Genomic DNA, 18,736 nt, shown 5'->3' on the forward strand with positions numbered 1-18,736 from the left:
CAGTATTGATCAGGCACAAAAAAAGGGCGCCGTAGCGCCCTTTTTAATCGCCGAGTTAGTTGCCGCCGAACATATCTTTAATCCAGCCGGCAACGCCGTCGCTCTCTTTCTGCTGCTGCGGCTGCTGTTGCTGCTGCATCTGCTGCTGATTTTGCTGCTGGTTCTGCTGCTCCTGCAGCTGCTGCTGGTTCTGCTGCTCCTGCAGCTGCTGCTGTTGCTGCGCTGGAACAGCTGCTGTTGCTGCTGGCAGAGCGCGTCGGGATCGAGCGCCCACACCGGCAGCGAGCGCCAGGTGCTGCTGCCGTTGCCGCAGACGAAATTGCCGGCGGAATCGACGTTCATCATTGAGACATCTTCCGGCGGCGTCAGCACCAGCGGCATCGGTGCCTGGTTATCCAGATAGCGGCGGTAGATCTGCATCGCACCGCTGGCACCGTACAGCTTGCTGGGCTGGTTATTGTCGCGGCCCACCCAGGTAATAGCGACCTCTTTGCCGTCAACGCCGGCGAACCAGCTGTCGATCAGGTCGTTGGTGGTGCCGGTTTTGCCCGCCAGATGCGCTTTCGGATAGCGTGCGCCCAGCGCGCGTGCCGTACCGTGATCGGCCACCTGCTGCATGGTGTAGAGCGTCAGATAGGCGGCCTGCGCCGGCTCGACGCGCTGCGCCTGCGGGTAGCTCTGATAAAGCACGGTGCCATCTTCCGCAATCACCGAGCGCACCGCTGAGAGCGGCGCGCGGTTGCCGCCGCTGGCGATCGACTGGAACGCCTGCGCCACTTCGATCGGCGTCAGGTTAAGCGCGCCGAGCAGCATCGACGGCACCGGGTTGAGCTGATCTTTCGGCACGCCCAGTTTGGTCCAGGTATCCACCACCGCGTCGAGCCCCAGCGTCATGCCAAGGTTGACCGTCGGCACGTTCATGGAGTTGGTCAGCGCATCCACCAGCATCACTTTGCCGCTGAAGCGACGATCGTCGTTCATCGGTTTCCAGACGGTGCCGTTCGGCTGTTTCAGCGCGATCGGCTCATCGGCGATCCAGCTGTTGAGACGATAGGTGTTCGGCTGGCTGAGCGCGGTCAGATAGGTCGCCGGTTTCGCCAGCGAGCCGATTGAGCGTCGCGCCTGCAGCGCGCGGTTGTAGCCCGCGAACTGCGGATCGGCGCCGCCGACCATGGCGCGCACTTCGCCGCTGAAGCGGTCAACCACCACCATCGCGGTTTCCAGATCTTTCAGGCCGCGCTGTTTTTTCAGCGCCGGAATGCCGTCGAGCACCGCTTTTTCCGCCGCGTCCTGCGAGACCGGATCGAGCGTGGTGAAGATCTTCACGCCGGAGAGATCTTTTACCTTGTCGCCCAGCTTCGCCTGCAGCTCGTTACGCACCATCTGCATAAAGGCGGGCTGCGGCGTGATCACGCCGCCTTTCGGCTGTACGCCGAGCGGACGCGCCGAGAGCATGTCGTAAAGCTCCTGGTCGATCACCTTCTGCTGCTGCAGCAGGCGCAGCACCAGATTGCGTCGCTCCAGCGCCAGCTTCGGATTGCGCCACGGGTTGTAGAGCGAAGCGCCTTTCACCATGCCCACCAGCATCGCCTGCTGATCGAGGCTCAGCTCGTCAACCGGACGGCCAAAGTAGTAGAGGCTCGCCAGCGGGAAGCCGCGGATCTGGTCGTTGCCCGCCTGGCCGAGATAGACCTCGTTCAGGTAGAGCTCCAGGATGCGATCCTTGCTGTAGCGCGCGTCCATAATGACCGCCATATAGGCTTCGCGCGCTTTACGCCACAGCGAGCGCTCGTTGGTCAGGAACAGGTTTTTTACCAGCTGCTGCGTCAGCGTACTGCCGCCCTGCACCGCTTTCCCGGCCGTGATATTGGCGAGGAAGGCGCGGCCGATCGAGTAGGGGCTGATGCCGTCATGCTCGTAGAAATGGCGGTCTTCGGTAGCGATCAGCGTGTCGACCAGCAGATCCGGGAAACCGGCGCGCGGCACGAACAGGCGCTGCTCGCCGTTGGGCGACTGCAGCATGGTGATCAGGCGCGGATCGAGACGGAAAAAGCCGAAGTCGCGGCCGGAGTCGAGGTTTTTAATCTCGCCCAGTTCGTCGCCGTCAAACACCATCTGCGCATGCACCTGGCCCTCTTTGCTGTCCGGGAAATCGAACGGACGGCGCAGCAGATCGATGGTGTTGCCTTTCACCGAGAACTCGCCGGGACGCGTGATGCGCGACACCTCGCGATACTGCGTGCCTTCCAGCAGCGCAATCATCTCTTTCTTGTTATAGGCCATGCCCGGTTCGAGGCTGACCATGCGGCCGTAGACGGTCGCGGGCAGCTGCCACACTTTGCCGTCGATGCGTGCGCGGATCTCCGAGTCGAGGTAGATACCCCAGGCGGCCATAATCACCACAAACACAAGGAACAGCTTGATCAACCAGCCTAACCAGCGGCGCTTCCCGCGCGGCGGACGCTTTCCTTTACTTTTACGCGGCACAGGCGTTTTCTCCTCAACCTCATCGGCAAAATCATCATTATCAAAATCCTCTTCATCCCTGCGGCGACCCCGGCGCGTAGCGTTACGCGGCGGCCTGGGTTGTTTTCCTTTACGCCCAATGGGTTCGCGATCGTTCCCAGACATTGGTTTCATTCTCCAGGTATTACGTTAGCAGCGCCGCTACTCTAGCGACTTTTACCTTTTCCGTATGGTGCAACCCTCTGAAATCGATCCAGCCGGCTCAACCTTGCGGGGAATATTTTTTCGTGCGTCTTGTCGGCAGCGCGCTGGCCGGATCGTCGGGCCAGGGATGGCGGGGATAGCGCCCTTTCATCTCTTTCTGCACTTCCGGATAAGCGCCGCGCCAGAAGGCGGCCAGGTCGCGGGTGATCTGCAGCGGACGCTGCGCGGGCGACAACAGCTCCAGCACCAGCGGCACGCGCCCTTCCGCCACGGCGGGATTGCTCGCCTCGCCGAACATCTCCTGAATGCGCACCGCCAGCACGGGCGGCTTATCGATATGGTAGCAAACAGGCAGTCGGCTTCCGGTTGGCACAGTGTAATGAGTTGGCAGCGCACTATCCAGCCGCTGGCGTTGCGACCATGTCAGCAAATGTAATAGCGCACTGACAAGGTTGACCGCCTGTAGCGATTTGAGATCGCGCACCGCGCCCATCTCCGGCAGCAGCCAGCGGTCGAGCGTCGCCAGCAGCGATTCGTCGTCCACGGCGGGCCAGTTCTCTTCCGGCAGCCACTGCGCCGCGCACTGCAGCCGCACGCGCAGCTGCTGCGCCGCCTCGCTCCAGCCCAGCACCCCCAGCCCCTTTTGCGCCACCCAGCGCAGCATCGCCGCGTGCAGCACCTCAGGTTCCGGACGCGCCATCGGCTGCGCCTTCAGCACCAGCGCGCCAATCTGCTCGCGACGCAGCGCGCGCAGCGTGCCCTTCTCTTCGTCCCACTCGACTTCGGCGCGCACCTCTACCAGCGCCGGCCGCGCCTGGCGCAGCGCGTCGATATCGACCGGCAGCGCCAGCAGCATACGCGCGTCCGGCGTCGCGCTGCCCTGCAGCAGGGCGGGCGCGATCAGCCATTCGTAGCGGTTCAGCCCCTCCTGTGCGTCAAGCATCGCCCCCAGGCCGTTGGCGAGCTGGTAGCGGCCGCCGCTGTCGCGCCGCCGCGCCAGCCGATCGCCGAAGCCCGCCGCCAGCAGCGCGGGAAAGCGATCTTCATCGACGCGCCCACCGCTGACGCCGAGCCGCGTCTGCCACTGCTTTGCGCGCCGCAGCCACTGCGGCTGCGGGCGATGCAGCGCGTCGCGCAGATCGGGCGAGCCGCTGCGCGGCGGATCCTCCAGAATCGCCACCAGCAGCGCGGCGCTGGCAGCGGCGTCGGGCGCCTGTCCGGCGGCGCAGAGCACGGCGCTGAGGCGCGGATCGCCGCCGAGCTGCGCCATGCGTCGTCCCGTCGCGCTCAGCTTGCCGCTTTCGTCCAGCGCGCCGAGTCGGGTCAGCAGCTCGCGCGCCGCGCGCAGGTGTTTTTCTGGCGGCGCATCGAGCCAGGTAAGCTGCTCCGGCTGCTGGCAGCCCCACTGCAGCAGCTCGATCCAGAGCGCGGCGAGATCGCTGTGCATGATTTCCGCCTCGCTCTGGGCGGCAGCGCGCGCCGCCTGCTCTTCGGGGATCAGATGCAGGCAGATGCCGGGCATCAGACGACCGGCGCGGCCGGCACGCTGCGTCATCGACGCCTGGCTGATGCGCTGGGTCAGCAGCCGGGTGACGCCGCTGCGCGCGTCGAACTGCGCGGCGCGCTCCAGCGCGCTGTCCACCACCAGGCGAATGCCTTCAATGGTCAGGCTGGTTTCGGCGATATTGGTGGCAAGCACCACTTTGCGGCGGCCGGGCGGCGCGGGCAGAATGGCGCGGCGCTGCGTCGCCAGCGGCAGGGCGCCATAGAGCGGCGTCAGATCGACATCCTCCGCCACGCGCGACTCCAGCTCGCGTTTCACCCGCTCAATCTCCGCCACGCCGGGCAGAAACAGCAGCAGCGAGCCGCTCTCTTCGCGCAGCAGCTGCGCCGTTTCGCGCGCCACCGCCTCTTCAAAGCGCAGCGTGGTGCTAAGCGAGGCGAAGCGGCGCGTCACGGGATAGCTGCGTCCTTCGGAGACGATTAGCGGCGCGTCGGGCAGCAGCGCCGAGAGGCGCGCGTTGTCCAGCGTCGCCGACATCAGCAGAATTTTCAGATCGTCGCGCAGCCCTTGCTGGACGTCGAGCAGCAGCGCCAGCGCCAGATCGGCCTGCAGGCTGCGCTCGTGGAATTCATCGAGGATCACCAGCGACACGCCGCTCAGCTCGGGGTCGTGCTGCAGCATGCGCGTCAAAATGCCCTCCGTCACCACCTCCAGCCGGGTAGCTGGCCCGACGCAGTTCTCGCCGCGCATACGGTAGCCAACGGTGGCGCCGGGTTGTTCGCCGAGCTGCTCCGCCAGCCGCTGCGCCACGTTGCGCGCCGCCAGCCGCCGCGGCTCCAGCATAATAATGCGCCCCGTCAGGTTCGCCTTCTGCAGCAGCTGCAGCGGCAGCCAGGTTGATTTGCCCGCGCCGGTCGGGGCCGCCAGCAGAATTTGCGGCGCGACGTCGAGCGCCTGAAGCAGGTCGGGCAGCACGGCGCTGACCGGTAAATCACTCACGGCAAACTCCCGTTCAGCCTGTGTTAAGATGGCGCGCATTGTAGCACTCATCCGCGAGGATTGCCGGAGACCGCCATGGAGACGCAACGCCTGTTTTTCGGCATCGGGCTGCCTGATGCGCTGCAGCAGCAGCTGGTGCGCTGGCGCGCCGATCGCTTTGCCGACGACGCCGGCCGCCCCATCGCGGCGGCCAATCTGCACCTGACGCTCGCCTTTCTCGGCGAGGTCAAAAACGAGACCGCGCTGAAGCTGCAACAGCTGGCGGCGCGCATTCAGCAGCCCGGCTTCGATCTCGACCTCGACGACGCCGGCCACTGGCCGCGTCCGGGCGTGGTATGGATCGGCTGCCAGCGGCCGCCGCGCGGCCTGCTGCAGCTCGCCGCTCTGCTGCGCGCCCAGGTCGCGCGCCACGGCTGCGCCCAGAGCGCGCAGCCGTTTCATCCGCACGTTACGCTGCTGCGCGACGCCGCCCCGCGCATCGCGCTGCCGCCGCGCGACTTTCACTGGCGCTTTCGCGTCGACCATTTTTCGCTGTTTTCCTCGCACTACGCGCGGGGCCGCACGCGCTATCAGGCGCTGGCGAGCTGGCCGCTGAGCTGATTCTGGAGCGCTATGCTGTTTTCACCGCCGTTAAAGCCCGCCCGACTGATTACCCGCTATAAGCGTTTTCTCGCCGACGTGGTGACGCCGGAAGGGGAAACCCTGACGATTCACTGCGCCAACACCGGCGCCATGACCGGCTGTGCCACGCCGGGAGACAGAGTGTGGTACTCCACCTCCGACAGCCTGACGCGCAAATACCCGCACAGCTGGGAGCTGACCGAAACGCAGCAGGGCCACTGGATCTGCGTTAATACGCTGCGCGCCAACCAGCTGGTAAAAGAGGCGCTGCTCGCCGCAGCGCTACCGGAATTAGCGGGATACGAACGCTGCCAGGCTGAAGTAAAGTACGGCGCGGAAAAGAGCCGAATCGACTTTCTGCTTCAGGCAGGCGGCAGGCGCAACTGCTATATTGAAGTCAAGTCCGTGACCCTTTTACATCAAGGAAAAGGCTATTTTCCGGATGCGGTGACGGTTCGAGGCCAGAAGCATCTGCGCGAGCTAAGCGCCGTCGCGGCTGCCGGCCATCGGGCTGTTTTGTTGTTTGCGGTTCTGCACTCGGGGATTGAGGACGTCTCCCCCGCGCGTCACATCGATGCACGTTACGCAGACCAACTGGTCCAGGCGCAGCAGGATGGCGTAGAGATTTTGGCATATCGCGCGGATTTATCACCGGCAGGCCTGTTTCTGAAAAAACCGGTTTCCGTAACCTTGTAATATCTTTTGCAAATTATTGTGGTATGAAGGGTTAACGCGAGGCGCCAAATACGCTGTTCCTCACAGGCTTGTCAAGGTGCGTTCATCAATAATTGCCAACCTTGACTGCTTCTGTTATTTATAGCGGCCTGTTTTTCCCCGTAGGGGGATCGATGTACCCATTTGCGGCAACGCGGCGACACCCGCCAGGCAAAATGTAGATCACTGACTACACTCATCCGCCTGACGCCTAATCGCTGGCGCTGAACCACAAAAGGTATAGTGCGTGTTATCCAGGAGAAACAACATGCAAGAAGGGCAAAACCGTAAAACATCGTCCCTGAGTATTCTCGCCATCGCTGGGGTGGAGCCATACCAGGAGAAGCCGGGCGAAGAGTATATGAACGAAGCCCAGCTGCAACATTTTCGCAAGATTCTGGAAGCCTGGCGCAATCAGCTGCGTGATGAAGTTGACCGTACCGTCTCGCATATGCAGGACGAAGCGGCGAACTTCCCGGATCCGGTTGACCGTGCTGCGCAGGAAGAGGAATTCAGCCTTGAACTGCGCAACCGCGACCGCGAGCGTAAGCTGATCAAGAAGATCGAAAAGACGCTGAAGAAAGTTGAAGATGACGACTTCGGCTACTGCGAATCCTGCGGCGTGGAGATCGGCATTCGCCGTCTGGAAGCGCGTCCGACCGCCGATCTTTGTATCGACTGCAAGACGCTGGCAGAAATCCGCGAAAAACAGATGGCTGGCTAACGCCAAGCCTGACTCACCGCACTGCGGAAAAGCACGCTGCTGTGCCGCTGTGCGGTGAATTTTAAAGCCTGTGTCTACGCATCCCTGCATCGGGCGCTTCGCCCCCTCGCCTTCTGGCGACCTCCATTTCGGCTCGCTGATTGCTGCCCTGGGTAGCTATCTGAACGCGCGCGCGCAAAACGGCCGCTGGCTGGTGCGCATTGAAGATATCGATCCGCCGCGCGAAGTCCCCGGCGCCGCCACCCGTATTCTGCAACAGCTGGAGCACTACGGCCTGCACTGGGACGGCGAGGTGCTGTGGCAGTCGCAGCGTCATGACGCCTATCGCGAGGCGCTGGCCTGGCTGCAGGCGCATCGCCAGAGCTATTACTGCACCTGTACCCGTCGCCGCATCCAGCAGATCGGCGGGTTCTATGACGGTCACTGCCGCGATCGCCAGCTGGGGCCGGAAAATGCTGCGCTGCGCCTGCGCCAGCACGCGCCGGTTTTCAGCTTCGAGGATCGGCTGCACGGCCGCTTATCGGTGGATGCGCGCCTGGCGCAGGAAGATTTTATTATTCATCGTCGCGACGGCCTGTTTGCCTACAACCTTGCGGTGGTGGTCGACGACCATTTTCAGGGCGTGACGGAGATTGTGCGCGGCGCGGATTTGATTGAGCCGACGGTGCGGCAGATTGCGCTCTATCAGCAGTTCGGCTGGCCGGTGCCTGACTATCTGCATTTGCCGCTGGCGCTCAACCTGGACGGCAACAAACTGTCGAAGCAGAATCATGCGCCTTCCCTGCCCGCAGGGGATCCGCGACCGCTGCTGGTGCAGGCGCTGCGCTTTCTGGGGCAGCCCGTTTCGGCAGGCTGGCGGGATGAAACGCAGGAGAAACTGCTGGAAAGCGCCCTCTCGCAGTGGAATATCGCTTTGATACCCCGGGAGAACGCCCCGAAACCGGCTGAGCCGACAACACCATTCCTAAATGATTCGCAACAGGCTATGATTAGCCGCTGATTTTATTTACACCACTTTACGTCGCTGTCGAGGTGTCCCATTTTTACCCGAGTTGCTAATTTTTGCCGGAAAGTCCTCATGCGTGATGAGGAGGCGCCTGTCGAGGTTGAAACTGAGCGTCATCAGATGACCATTATCCCTCGTGAGAGCCATAACATCTCGCGCAAAGACATTAGCGAAAATGCCCTCAAGGTCCTCTATCGCCTGAACAAAGCAGGCTACGAATCCTATCTGGTGGGCGGTGGCGTTCGCGACCTGCTGCTGGGTAAAAAGCCCAAGGACTTCGATATCACCACCAACGCCACGCCAGAGCAGATGCGCAAGCTGTTCCGCAACTGCCGTCTGGTCGGGCGTCGCTTCCGTCTGGCGCACGTCATGTTCGGCCCTGAAGTGATCGAAGTCGCGACCTTCCGCGGCCATCATCAGACCGAAGAGGATGTTGAAGAGGATCGCAATCAGTCGCAGCGCGCCCAGAGCGGCATGCTGCTGCGCGACAACATCTTTGGCAGCATCGAGGATGATGCGCAGCGCCGCGATCTGACGATCAACAGCCTCTACTATAACGTCGCCGACTTTACGGTACGCGACTACGTCGGCGGCCTGCAGGATCTGCAGCAGGGTATTATCCGCCTGATTGGCGATCCCGAGACGCGCTACCGCGAAGATCCGGTGCGTATGCTGCGCGTGGTGCGCTTCGCCGCCAAGCTGGATATGACCATTGCGGCGGAAACCGCCGAGCCGATCCCGCGTCTCGCCACGCTGCTGCGCGATATTCCGCCGGCGCGCCTGTTTGAAGAGTCGCTGAAGCTGCTGCAGGCGGGCTACGGCTACAGCACCTATGTTAAGCTGCGCGAGTTCCAGCTGTTCCAGCCGCTGTTCCCTACCATCACGCGCAACTTCACCGAAGATGGCGACAGCTATATGGAGCGGATGGTGGCGCAGGTGCTGAAAAACACCGATAACCGCATCCATAACGATATGCGCGTCAACCCGGCTTTCCTGTTCGCGGCGATGTTCTGGTATCCGCAGCTTGAGGCGGCGCAGCGCATCGCCCAGGAGAGCGGCCTGACCTATTTCGACGCCTTTGCGATGGCGATGAACGATACGCTGGATGAAGCCTGCCGCGCGCTGGCTATCCCGAAACGCATCACCACGCTGATCCGCGATATCTGGCAGCTGCAGCTGCGCATGTCGCGCCGCCACGGCAAACGCGCCTGGAAGCTGATGGAGCATCCAAAATTCCGCGCCGCCTACGATCTGCTGGCGCTGCGCGCCGAGGTGGAGAATAACCCGGAACTAATCCGCCTCAGCCACTGGTGGGGCGAATTCCAGGCCGCCGCGCCGACGCAGCAGAAAACCATGCTCAATACGCTGGGCGACGACCCGGCGCCGCGCCGCAAAACGCGCCGTCCGCGCCGCCGTCCGGCTGCGCCGCGTCGCGACGGTCAGAGCGCCTCGTGACGCGCGTCTACCTGGCGCTCGGCAGCAATCTTGCCGATCCGCTGCACCAGGTCGACGCGGCGCTGCGGGCGCTGGACGCGCTGCCGGATACGGCGCGCGTCGCCACCTCCTCTTTCTACCGCACGCCACCTTACGGCCCGCCGGACCAGCCGGATTACCTGAACGCGGCGGTGGCGCTGGAAACCGATCTGGCGCCGGAAGCGCTGCTGGATCATACCCAGCGTATCGAGCTTGAGCACGGTCGCGTACGCAAGGCGGAACGCTGGGGAGCGCGCACGCTCGATATCGATATCCTGCTTTTCGGCCAGCAGCACCTCAACACGCCGCGCCTGATCGTGCCGCACTACGATATGCACAACCGCGCCTTTATGCTGGTGCCGCTGCTGGAGATCGCGCCCGACGCGACGCTGCCGGACGGCCGCCCGCTGCGCGACCTGCTGGCTCGCCTCGACGCCAGCGCCATTCGCCCCTGGCACGGCTGACGCCGCACAGATTGATACGCGGGAGATTCCGCTCTCCCCCGCTATCCAGTACACTGCGCCCATCTGAAATACTTGAGTTGAGAGCGCAATGAAACCCACCACTATTTCTCATCTGCGTCAGTGGAAAGCCAGCGGACGTAAGTTCGCCACCCTGACCGCCTACGATTTCAGCTTTGCCCGCCTGTTCGCCGACGAAGGCATTCAGGTGATGCTGATTGGCGATTCGCTCGGCATGACCGTTCAGGGCCATGAGTCGACGCTGCCGGTCACCGTCGCCGATATTGCCTATCACACCGCCGCCGTCCGCCGCGGCGCGCCGCAGGCGCTGCTGATGGCCGACCTGCCCTTTATGAGCTACGCCACGCCGCAGCAAACCTTCGACAGCGCCGCGCAGCTGATGCGCGCCGGCGCCAATATGGTGAAGCTGGAGGGTGGCGAGTGGCTGGTGGAGACGGTGCGTATGCTGACCGAGCGCGCAGTGCCGGTATGCGGCCATCTCGGCCTGACGCCGCAGTCGGTGAATATCTTCGGCGGCTATAAGGTGCAGGGCCGCGATGAGGCGGCCGCCGAGCGGCTGCTGGCCGACGCGCTGGCGCTGGAAGCCGCGGGCGCGCAGCTGATGGTGCTGGAGTGCGTGCCGGTTTCGCTGGCGCAGCGCATTACCCAGGCGCTTACAATTCCGGTTATCGGCATTGGCGCGGGCAGCGTCACCGACGGCCAGATTCTGGTGATGCATGACGCCTTCGGCATTACCGGCGGCCATATCCCGAAATTCGCGAAAAACTTTCTCGCGGAGGCGGGCGACATGCGCGCCGCTATCCGTCACTATATCGCCGAAGTCGAAGCGGGAACCTACCCCGCGGCTGAACACAGTTTCCAGTAATCCAGGAGCTTTACCGTGCTGATCATTGAAACGCTGCCGATGCTGCGCCGTGAAATTCGTCGCTGGCGGCAGCAGGGAAAACGCATCGCGCTGGTGCCGACCATGGGCAACCTGCATGACGGTCATCTGACGCTGGTGGACGAGGCGCGCGAGCGCGGCGATATTGTCGTGGTGTCGATTTTCGTTAACCCAATGCAGTTCGATCGCGCCGACGATCTGGCGCGCTATCCGCGTACGCTGCAGGAGGACTGCGAGAAGCTTAACCGGCGTAAGGTCGACGTGGTGTTCGCGCCTTCGCCTGCGGAGGTTTATCCGCACGGGCTGGCGAACCAGACATTCGTCGAGGTGCCGGTGCTGTCATCGCTGCTGGAAGGCGCAAGCCGTCCCGGCCACTTTCGCGGCGTCGCCACCATCGTCAGCAAGCTGTTTAATCTGGTGCAACCCGATATCGCCTGTTTCGGCGAAAAGGATTTTCAGCAGCTGGCGATTATCCGCAAGATGGTGGCGGATATGGGCTTCGATATTGAGATTGTCGGCGTACCAACGGTGCGCGCCAAAGATGGTCTGGCGCTCAGCTCGCGCAACGGCTATCTCACCGACGACGAGCGTCAGCTTGCGCCTGCGCTGGCGCAGGTGATGAACGGGATGGCGGCGCGCCTCGCTAACGGCGAACGCCATATCGAAGAGATTATCGAAGCCGCCGAGGCAGAACTTGGCGAGAAGGGTTTGCGTCCGGACGGACTGGCGATTTGCGACGCCGATACGCTGGAGCCGCTGACGGTCGAGAGCCGCCGCGCGGTGATCCTGATGGCGGCATGGCTGGGCAAAGCGCGTCTTATTGATAATCAACAGGTCGACCTCACGCAGTAAGCGGGGTCGTTTTCAGGCAGAACAACAAGGTCTTCTGGTTATGATACGTACCGTTTTACAAGGCAAGCTGCATCGCGTGAAGGTGACCCAGGCGGATTTACACTATGAGGGCTCCTGCGCCATCGATCAGGATTTCCTCGACGCCTCTGGCATCCTGCAGTATGAAGCCATCGATATCTATAACGTCACCAACGGCCAGCGCTTTTCCACCTACGCTATCGCCGCCGAACGCGGATCGAAGATTATTTCGGTAAACGGCGCGGCGGCACGCTGCGCCTGCGAAGGCGATATCCTGATTATCTGCTCTTACGTGCAGGTGGAGGATGCGGAAGCGCGCCAGTGGCAGCCGAAGGTGGCCTATTTTGAGGGCGACAATCAGATGAAGCGTCTGGCGAAGGCGCTGCCGGTGCAGGTCGCCTGAGGGGCGGTGCTGACGTGGGCGGCGTGAACCGATCGCAAAGACGCAAAAGATGGCATCCCTGCCCGCTCGGCCCACGCCTTCCATGGCGTGGGACGCTTTGCTCTTCGGTTCACGTCGCCCACTTGTCAGGCTTTTGAGCCGTCTGGCAAAAAAAAGCAGCCATCCGGCTGCTTTTTTTATCAGGTGCGCAGGCCGCGTCCGCGCTGAATCAGCGTGTAGACCAGAATATAAAACACCAGGATAAAGGCGATCAGCACCGACAGGGTAAATACCAGCGGCACGTCGTTGATGCCGAGGAAGCCGAAGCGGAAGCCGCTGATCATATAGACCACCGGGTTAAGCTTCGACACCGCCTGCCAGAACGGCGGCAGCAGCGTCAGCGAATAGAACACCCCGCCCAGATAGGTCAGCGGCGTCAGCACAAAGGTCGGGATCAGGCTGATATCGTCGAAGGTGCGCGCGAATACCGCGTTCAGCAGGCCAGCCAGCGAAAAGAGGATCGCCGTCAGCAGCAGCGTCAGCGCCACCATCGGCCAGGAGTGAACGTGGAACGGCACGAAAAACAGCGAAACCGCCGTGACCAGCACCCCGACGCAGAGACCGCGCGCCACGCCGCCGCCGACATAGCCGGCAATAATGATATGCGTCGGCACCGGTGCCACCAGCAGCTCTTCGATATTGCGCTGAAACTTGGCGCTGAAGAACGACGAGGCGACGTTGGCGTAGGCGTTGGTGATCACCGCCATCATAATCAGGCCCGGCACGATAAACTGCATATAGCTGAAGCCGTGCATATCGCCGATGCGCGAGCCGATCAGGTTGCCGAAAATAATAAAATAGAGCGTCATGGTGATCACCGGCGGCACCAGCGTCTGGATCCAGATGCGCGCGAAACGGTTAATCTCCTTGGCCCAGATACTCTTAAGCGCCACCCAGTACAAATGTGTCATGCTTTTACTCCTTTACCCTGCACCAGGCTGACAAACAGCTCTTCCAGGCGGTTCGCCTTGTTACGCATGCTTAATACCTGCACGCCCTGCGCGCTCAGCTGGCCGAACACGCTGTTCAGACCCTGTTCGCGCATAACTTCAACCTCCAGCGTTGAGGCGTCCACCAGACGATACTGGAACCCTTCCAGCGTCGGCAGCGCGCTGCCCGGCGCCAGATCGAGAATAAAGGTTTCCGACTGCAGCTTGGCCAGCAGTCCCTTCATCGAGGTGTTCTCCACCAGCTCGCCGCTCTGGATAATGCCGATGTTGCGGCACAGCATCTCTGCCTCTTCCAGATAGTGCGTGGTCAAAATAATGGTGGTGCCTTTTTCGTTCAGCTCTTTAAGGAAGGTCCACATCGAGCGACGCAGCTCGATATCGACGCCTGCCGTCGGTTCGTCGAGGATCAGCAGCTTCGGCTCATGCATCAGCGCGCGGGCGATCATCAGACGGCGCTTCATGCCGCCGGAGAGCATCCGCGCGCGCTCGTTGCGCTTGCCCCAGAGATCGAGCTGCGTCAGATACTTCTCTGCGCGCTGCTGCGCATCGCGGCGCTCTACCCCGTAGTAGCCCGCCTGGTTCACCACAATTTGCTGCACGGTCTCGAACGGATTGAAGTTAAACTCCTGCGGCACCAGGCCGAGCTGGCGTTTGGCGTTCACCACCTCTTTTTCGAGGTCGTAGCCGAACACCCGTACGCTGCCGCCAGATTTGTTCACCAGCGAACTGATAATTCCGATGGTGGTCGATTTGCCCGCGCCGTTTGGCCCCAGCAGCGCATAAAAATCGCCGGCTTCGACCTTAAGATCTATGCCCTTCAGCGCCTGCACGCCGCCGGAATAGGTCTTGGTCAGCCGGGAAAGTTCCAGTGCATAAGTCATTCCGAATCCATATCCTGTTTTAATGTCGGTGAGTCGCGATAGACATAGCGAGCCGCTGGCTGACGCGATGTCGCCGCAACGTTGCTACTTATGATGAGCCACCCTGAGCGTAAAATCTTCCTGGGTGGGCATTTTTTTGCGGAGGTGAAGGCTGAACTCCTGAATCGGAGCACAGCCTACACCAGGCCGAGGCGGTCGGCCTTGGAAGATCGTGCGGTCAGGCTCAGGATTCGAGCGGCACCACTTTGCCGATAAAGGGCAGATGACGATAGCGCTGGGCGTAGTCGATGCCGAAGCCGACCACGAACTCGTCAGGAATGGTGAAGCCGACATACTCCACCGTTACTTCTACTTCGCGACGCTCGGGCTTATCCAGCAGCGTGCAGATGGCGAGAGATTTCGGCTCGCGCAGGCGCAGGATCTCGCGCACCTTGCTCAGCGTATTGCCGGAGTCGATGATATCTTCGACAATCAGCACATCTTTGCCGCGAATATCTTCATCGAGATCCTTGAGGATTTTTACGTCGCGCGAGCTGGACATGCCGCTGCCGTAGCTGGAGGCGGTCATAAAGTCGACTTCGTGAGGCACCTCGACGGCGCGGCAGAGATCGGCCATAAACATAAAGGAGCCGCGCAGCAGACCGACCAGCACCATCTCGCTGCCGCTGTCGCGATAGCGCTCGGAAATCTCTTTACCCAGTTCGGCAATGCGCGTTGCGATCGCCTCTTCGGAAATCATCACTTCAACAGTATGTTTCAAAACCTGTACTTCTCGTTGATTTTAAAGGGATCGTTCATCCTCAGCAGCGGATGAACAGAGAGAACCCGCACAGACCTGAGCGGGTAGCGATTCGCAGGAGAGTATCACAGCTTGCCAGACGCGGCGAGATGCAGCGCTAAGCCGCCGTCAGGCTCAGGGTACGCAGATGATATAAACTTAGAACTTACCGGCCTTTAACAGAACATTCCGCTGCGTGTTAGCTTATGACCAACATATCGTTACCTTACATCTGCGCTGAGCAGGAGATCCCATGTCCCATAACTCCAGTAAAAAAACCCATATTGGCGATCGTAAGCTGCATCCCGAAACCCAGATGCTTAACTACGGCTACGATCCGCGCCTGTCGGAAGGTGCGGTCAAACCGCCGGTCTTTCTGACCTCGACCTTTGTCTTTAACAGCGCCGAAGAGGGGCGTGACTTCTTTGATTATGTGGCGGGACGGCGTGAACCGCCGGAAGGCAAAAGCGGCGGGCTGGTCTATTCGCGCTTTAACCATCCCAACAGCGAAATCGTTGAAGATCGGCTGGCGATCTATGAAGAGGCGGAGAGCTGCGCCCTGTTCTCGTCGGGCATGTCGGCCATCTCTACCACGCTGCTGACCTTTGCGCGCCCGGGCGATGTGATCCTGCACTCGCAGCCGCTCTACGGCGGCACCGAGACGCTGCTGAGCAAAACGCTGCATAACCTGAATATTGAGCCGGTGGGCTTCAGCGACGGCACCGATGAAGAGAAAGTGCGCGCCGCCGCGCAGACGGCGCTGAGCAAGGGTCGCGTCGCGCTGATCCTGATCGAGACGCCGGCCAACCCCACCAACAGCCTGGTCGATATTGCGCTGATCGCGCGCATCGCTGATGAGATTGGCCAGCAGCAGGGATCGCGTCCGGTGGTCGCCTGCGACAATACCCTGCTCGGCCCGCTGTTTCAGCGTCCGCTGAACTTCGGTGCCGATATCTCGCTCTACTCGCTGACCAAATATGTCGGCGGTCACTCCGACCTGATTGCCGGCGCGGCGATGGGCAGCAAGGCGCTGATTACCCAGATACGCTCGCTGCGCAGCGCCATCGGTACCCAGCTCGATCCCCACTCCAGCTGGATGATTGGCCGTTCGCTGGAGACGCTGTCGCTGCGCATGGAGAAGGCCTGGCAGAACGCCGAGGCGGTGGCCGCCTTTTTGCGCGACCATGAAAAGGTGGCGAAGCTGCAGTGGCTGCCCTACCTCGACGAGAACAGCGCCGAAGGCCGTACTTTCCGCCAGCAGTGCAGCGGCGCCGGCTCGACCTTCTCATTTGATATTGTGGGCGGACAGCCCGCCGCCTTCCGTTTCCTTAACGCGCTGGGGCTGTTTAAACAGGCGGTGAGCCTGGGCGGCACCGAGTCCCTTGCCAGCCACCCCGGCAGCACCACCCATTCTGGCGTGCCGGAGGCGGTCAGGCAGCGCATCGGCATCAGCGACGCCACTATCCGCCTCTCTATCGGCATCGAGAACGCCGGCGATCTGGTGGAAGATATTCGCCTGGCGCTCGAGAAAGCCTGATTAGCCGACGGTGAAGCCCAGCATCATGCCGGTGTCTTCATGCTCGAGCAGGTGGCAGTGCGCCATATAGGCGTGTTCGGCGGCGGCGCGGTGGTCAAAGCGCACCAGCACTTCGCTGCGCCAGCCGTCGACATTGACCATATCTTTCCAGCCCTGCCGGTGCGGCGCAGGCGGCTTGCCGTTTTCTGAAAGAATGCGGAACTGCGTGCCGTGGATATGGAAGGGGTGCAGCATCTTGTCGCCTTCGCCGGAGATGGTCCATTTTTCCAGCTGGCCGGGCGTAACGTTAAACATCGGCTTCGCCATATTAAAGGCCTGGCCGTTGATCTTGTTGCCGCTGTGGAAATCGTAGCCCTGCGCTGCGCCGCCGCCGTGCGCGTCATGCGTCGGCATATCGTGACCGTTCATCGCCATCCCCTCATGGCCGCCAGCTGCCGGCATGGCGTGATGGCCGCCAGCCTTGCCCATCGCTTTATCGCCGTAGCGCTGCATCAGCGCCGCCATGCCCTGCCGATCGAGCTGCGGATCCATCATTAGCTGCAGCCAGCGTGCGTTAGCGCCTTCCGCCGAGGGAACCGGCGGCAGCTGCACCAGACTATCCGGCAGCGTCGCGCTCGCCATTACGCGCAGCGGCAGGATCTGCACCAGCGGCAGCGGCTGGTCGAACGGCGCCAGCGTCATGCCCATCTGCTCAACCAGCAGAGTGACGATATCGAAGGTTTTGCCGTCAGAGGTATCGACCATCACCTCGAAGCGTTCTCCCGGCAGCAGCGGCAGCGACGTCACCTTCACCGGCTCCGCCAGCAGGCCACCGTCGCTGCCGATAACATAGAGCGGTCGGTTGTCGCTGGCGGCGATATGCAGCGAGCGCGCGTTGCAGCCGTTCAGCAGGCGCAGGCGCAGCCAGCCCCGCGGCACCGCCTGCTGCGGATACTGTACGCCGTTGGTCAGCATCATATCGCCGAACCAGCCTACCGCGGCGCTCATGATATCGAGCTGATAGTCGATGCGGCTGCCGTCCTGGGTTAGCCGCTTGTCCTGGAAAATCAGCGGCACATCGTCTGAGCCCCACTGCGACGGCAGGCGCAGCTTGTCGGTTTCCTCATCCTGTAGCAGGATCAGGCCCGCCAGTCCTTGCGCCACCTGATGGCCGGTTTTGCCATGCAGATGGGGATGGAACCAGCAGGTAGCGGCGGGCTGATCCGGCGTAAAGCTGACCTGGCGCGTCGCACCCGGTTCAATACGCGCCATCGGCCCGCCGTCGACGTCGCCGGGGATCGCCAGCCCGTGCCAGTGCAGCGTGGTCGCTTCCGGCAGGCGGTTAAGGATATTAACCGTGGCCTGCTTGCCGCGGCGCAGCACGATGGCTGGCCCCAGCAGCGCGCCGTTGTAGCCCCATGTCGGCACATCCTTGCCCTGCCACTGGCTGGTGCCGGTCATGGCGGTGATCTGGATCTGGCCGCGCGGATCTGGCTCCAGCCGTGAAGGAATCGGCAGCAGCGGACGGCTGGCTGCCATCAGGGATCGACTCCAGAGCGGCAGCGCCCCGGCCGCGCTCAGCGCTGCGGTCAGTTTGAGAAAGTGGCGACGATGCATAGCTTATTCATCCGTGTGATAAGGGAACCACAGCCTAAACCCTTCCCCTGCGGGAGGGTCAAGCCCTGTTAGCGGAAACGCCTGAAAAAAGTGCTCGAGCGGCCTTCCAGCGGCAAAATAATCGGAATCCTGCCAGTCACTGTGCTATCGTCACATGATGATTAATGAATGAGAATTACTATGAAGAAAAGCATCAGGATCCTGTTACTGGCAGGACTCTTTGGCTTCTCCTCCACCAGCTTCGCACTAAGCGAATCCGAAGCAGAAGATCTGGCCGATCTCACCGCGGTATTCGTTTACCTGAAAAATGATTGCGGCTATCAGGATCTGCCTGATGCGCAAATCCGCAAAGCCCTGGTGTTTTTCGCTCAGCAGAACCGCTGGGATTTGAGTAATTACGCGGCCTACAACATGAAGGCGCTTGGCGAAGCGAGCTATAAAGATCTGAGCGGCATCGCCATTACCAACGACAAGAAGTGCAAGTCGCTGGCGCGCGACTCCCTCAGCCTGCTCGCCTACGTTAAATAAGCCGCACGCCCGCCTTTACGCCGTTCATTTGACCGTGCATGCACGGTCACTCCTGGTTATGATATGCCGCTCTTTTTC

16 protein-coding genes and 1 pseudogene are annotated in these 18,736 nt (G+C 61.8%); 11 read left to right on the forward strand and 6 right to left on the reverse strand.

All coding sequences use genetic code 11. The annotated features are described in order from the left end of the window. Positions 1-55: 55 nt before the first annotated feature. Positions 56-2,631 (reverse strand): annotated as a pseudogene (gene mrcB, locus LB453_RS18515) (bifunctional glycosyl transferase/transpeptidase). Between the two features lie 97 nt (positions 2,632-2,728). After that, entirely contained in the window at positions 2,729-5,212 is a 2,484-nt protein-coding gene (hrpB, locus tag LB453_RS18520) for an ATP-dependent helicase HrpB (RefSeq protein ID WP_103793984.1), read from the reverse strand. 36 nt (positions 5,213-5,248) lie between these two features. Here hrpB and thpR point away from each other — a divergent pair, with 36 nt between their 5' ends. The 9 genes from thpR to panD all read left to right on the forward strand — a co-directional run bounded on the left by thpR (position 5,249) and on the right by panD (position 12,349). After that, positions 5,249-5,773 carry an RNA 2',3'-cyclic phosphodiesterase gene (thpR, locus tag LB453_RS18525; protein ID WP_103793983.1) on the forward strand — a complete coding sequence of 175 codons (525 nt, stop codon included), beginning with the start codon at positions 5,249-5,251 and terminating at the stop codon, positions 5,771-5,773. Between the two features lie 12 nt (positions 5,774-5,785). Continuing rightward, on the forward strand, positions 5,786-6,490 hold the full coding sequence (sfsA, locus tag LB453_RS18530; RefSeq protein WP_103793982.1) for a DNA/RNA nuclease SfsA: 705 nt from the start codon (positions 5,786-5,788) through the stop codon (positions 6,488-6,490). Between the two features lie 286 nt (positions 6,491-6,776). Next, a complete protein-coding gene (gene dksA, locus LB453_RS18535) occupies positions 6,777-7,232 on the forward strand; it encodes an RNA polymerase-binding protein DksA (protein ID WP_033749555.1) in 456 nt (151 codons plus the stop codon). 70 nt (positions 7,233-7,302) lie between these two features. Continuing rightward, positions 7,303-8,232, forward strand: coding sequence for a tRNA glutamyl-Q(34) synthetase GluQRS (gene gluQRS, locus LB453_RS18540; RefSeq protein WP_103793981.1), 930 nt, complete (start codon positions 7,303-7,305; stop codon positions 8,230-8,232). 39 nt (positions 8,233-8,271) lie between these two features. Further along, positions 8,272-9,693, forward strand: a complete 1,422-nt coding sequence (gene pcnB, locus LB453_RS18545; protein ID WP_224481783.1) for a polynucleotide adenylyltransferase PcnB — start codon at positions 8,272-8,274, stop codon at positions 9,691-9,693. Continuing rightward, a complete protein-coding gene (gene folK, locus LB453_RS18550) occupies positions 9,690-10,175 on the forward strand; it encodes a 2-amino-4-hydroxy-6-hydroxymethyldihydropteridine diphosphokinase (RefSeq protein WP_103793979.1) in 486 nt (161 codons plus the stop codon). Before pcnB ends, folK begins: the two co-directional genes overlap by 4 nt. 88 nt (positions 10,176-10,263) lie before the next feature. Next, entirely contained in the window at positions 10,264-11,058 is a 795-nt protein-coding gene (gene panB / locus LB453_RS18555) for a 3-methyl-2-oxobutanoate hydroxymethyltransferase (RefSeq protein WP_103793978.1), read from the forward strand. A 15-nt stretch (positions 11,059-11,073) separates the two neighbouring features. After that, positions 11,074-11,928, forward strand: coding sequence for a pantoate--beta-alanine ligase (gene panC, locus LB453_RS18560; RefSeq protein WP_103793977.1), 855 nt, complete (start codon positions 11,074-11,076; stop codon positions 11,926-11,928). Positions 11,929-11,968: 40 nt separating this feature from the next. Beyond that, positions 11,969-12,349 carry an aspartate 1-decarboxylase gene (gene panD, locus LB453_RS18565; protein ID WP_103793976.1) on the forward strand — a complete coding sequence of 127 codons (381 nt, stop codon included), beginning with the start codon at positions 11,969-11,971 and terminating at the stop codon, positions 12,347-12,349. A 179-nt stretch (positions 12,350-12,528) separates the two neighbouring features. Here the strand turns inward: panD and LB453_RS18570 are convergent, their stop codons facing one another. The 3 genes from LB453_RS18570 to hpt all read right to left on the reverse strand — a co-directional run bounded on the left by LB453_RS18570 (position 12,529) and on the right by hpt (position 14,979). Next, the gene (locus LB453_RS18570; protein WP_103793975.1) at positions 12,529-13,299 is read right to left on the reverse strand and encodes an ABC transporter permease; all 771 of its coding nucleotides are present in this window, start codon (positions 13,297-13,299) and stop codon (positions 12,529-12,531) included. Then, positions 13,296-14,219 carry an ABC transporter ATP-binding protein gene (locus tag LB453_RS18575; protein ID WP_103793974.1) on the reverse strand — a complete coding sequence of 308 codons (924 nt, stop codon included), beginning with the start codon at positions 14,217-14,219 and terminating at the stop codon, positions 13,296-13,298. Before LB453_RS18575 ends, LB453_RS18570 begins: the two co-directional genes overlap by 4 nt. Before the next feature lie 223 nt (positions 14,220-14,442). Further along, positions 14,443-14,979 (reverse strand): hypoxanthine phosphoribosyltransferase, encoded by a 537-nt coding sequence (gene hpt / locus LB453_RS18580; protein ID WP_103793973.1) that lies wholly within the window; start codon positions 14,977-14,979, stop codon positions 14,443-14,445. Positions 14,980-15,250: 271 nt separating this feature from the next. Between hpt and LB453_RS18585 the strand changes: the two genes are divergently transcribed. After that, positions 15,251-16,534 carry a cystathionine gamma-synthase family protein gene (locus tag LB453_RS18585; RefSeq protein ID WP_103793972.1) on the forward strand — a complete coding sequence of 428 codons (1,284 nt, stop codon included), beginning with the start codon at positions 15,251-15,253 and terminating at the stop codon, positions 16,532-16,534. Here LB453_RS18585 and cueO read toward each other — a convergent pair whose 3' ends face one another. Further along, on the reverse strand, positions 16,535-18,130 hold the full coding sequence (cueO, locus tag LB453_RS18590; RefSeq protein ID WP_103793971.1) for a multicopper oxidase CueO: 1,596 nt from the start codon (positions 18,128-18,130) through the stop codon (positions 16,535-16,537). A gap of 180 nt (positions 18,131-18,310) precedes the next feature. Here cueO and LB453_RS18595 point away from each other — a divergent pair, with 180 nt between their 5' ends. Further along, on the forward strand, positions 18,311-18,658 hold the full coding sequence (locus tag LB453_RS18595) for a YacC family pilotin-like protein (RefSeq protein ID WP_103793970.1): 348 nt from the start codon (positions 18,311-18,313) through the stop codon (positions 18,656-18,658). Positions 18,659-18,736 lie beyond the last annotated feature (78 nt).

This window comes from Pantoea agglomerans (assembly GCF_020149765.1).
Classification (GTDB): Bacteria; Pseudomonadota; Gammaproteobacteria; order Enterobacterales; family Enterobacteriaceae; genus Pantoea; species Pantoea alvi.

Coding starts and splice junctions, on each gene's coding strand:
- hrpB (WP_103793984.1), bottom strand. CDS start 5,212: ATGCGCGCCATCTTAACACAGGCTGAACGGGAGTTTGCCGTGAGTGAT.
- thpR (WP_103793983.1), top strand. CDS start 5,249: ATGGAGACGCAACGCCTGTTTTTCGGCATCGGGCTGCCTGATGCGCTG.
- sfsA (WP_103793982.1), top strand. CDS start 5,786: ATGCTGTTTTCACCGCCGTTAAAGCCCGCCCGACTGATTACCCGCTAT.
- dksA (WP_033749555.1), top strand. CDS start 6,777: ATGCAAGAAGGGCAAAACCGTAAAACATCGTCCCTGAGTATTCTCGCC.
- panB (WP_103793978.1), top strand. CDS start 10,264: ATGAAACCCACCACTATTTCTCATCTGCGTCAGTGGAAAGCCAGCGGA.
- panD (WP_103793976.1), top strand. CDS start 11,969: ATGATACGTACCGTTTTACAAGGCAAGCTGCATCGCGTGAAGGTGACC.
- LB453_RS18570 (WP_103793975.1), bottom strand. CDS start 13,299: ATGACACATTTGTACTGGGTGGCGCTTAAGAGTATCTGGGCCAAGGAG.
- LB453_RS18575 (WP_103793974.1), bottom strand. CDS start 14,219: ATGACTTATGCACTGGAACTTTCCCGGCTGACCAAGACCTATTCCGGC.
- LB453_RS18585 (WP_103793972.1), top strand. CDS start 15,251: ATGTCCCATAACTCCAGTAAAAAAACCCATATTGGCGATCGTAAGCTG.
- cueO (WP_103793971.1), bottom strand. CDS start 18,130: ATGCATCGTCGCCACTTTCTCAAACTGACCGCAGCGCTGAGCGCGGCC.
- LB453_RS18595 (WP_103793970.1), top strand. CDS start 18,311: ATGAAGAAAAGCATCAGGATCCTGTTACTGGCAGGACTCTTTGGCTTC.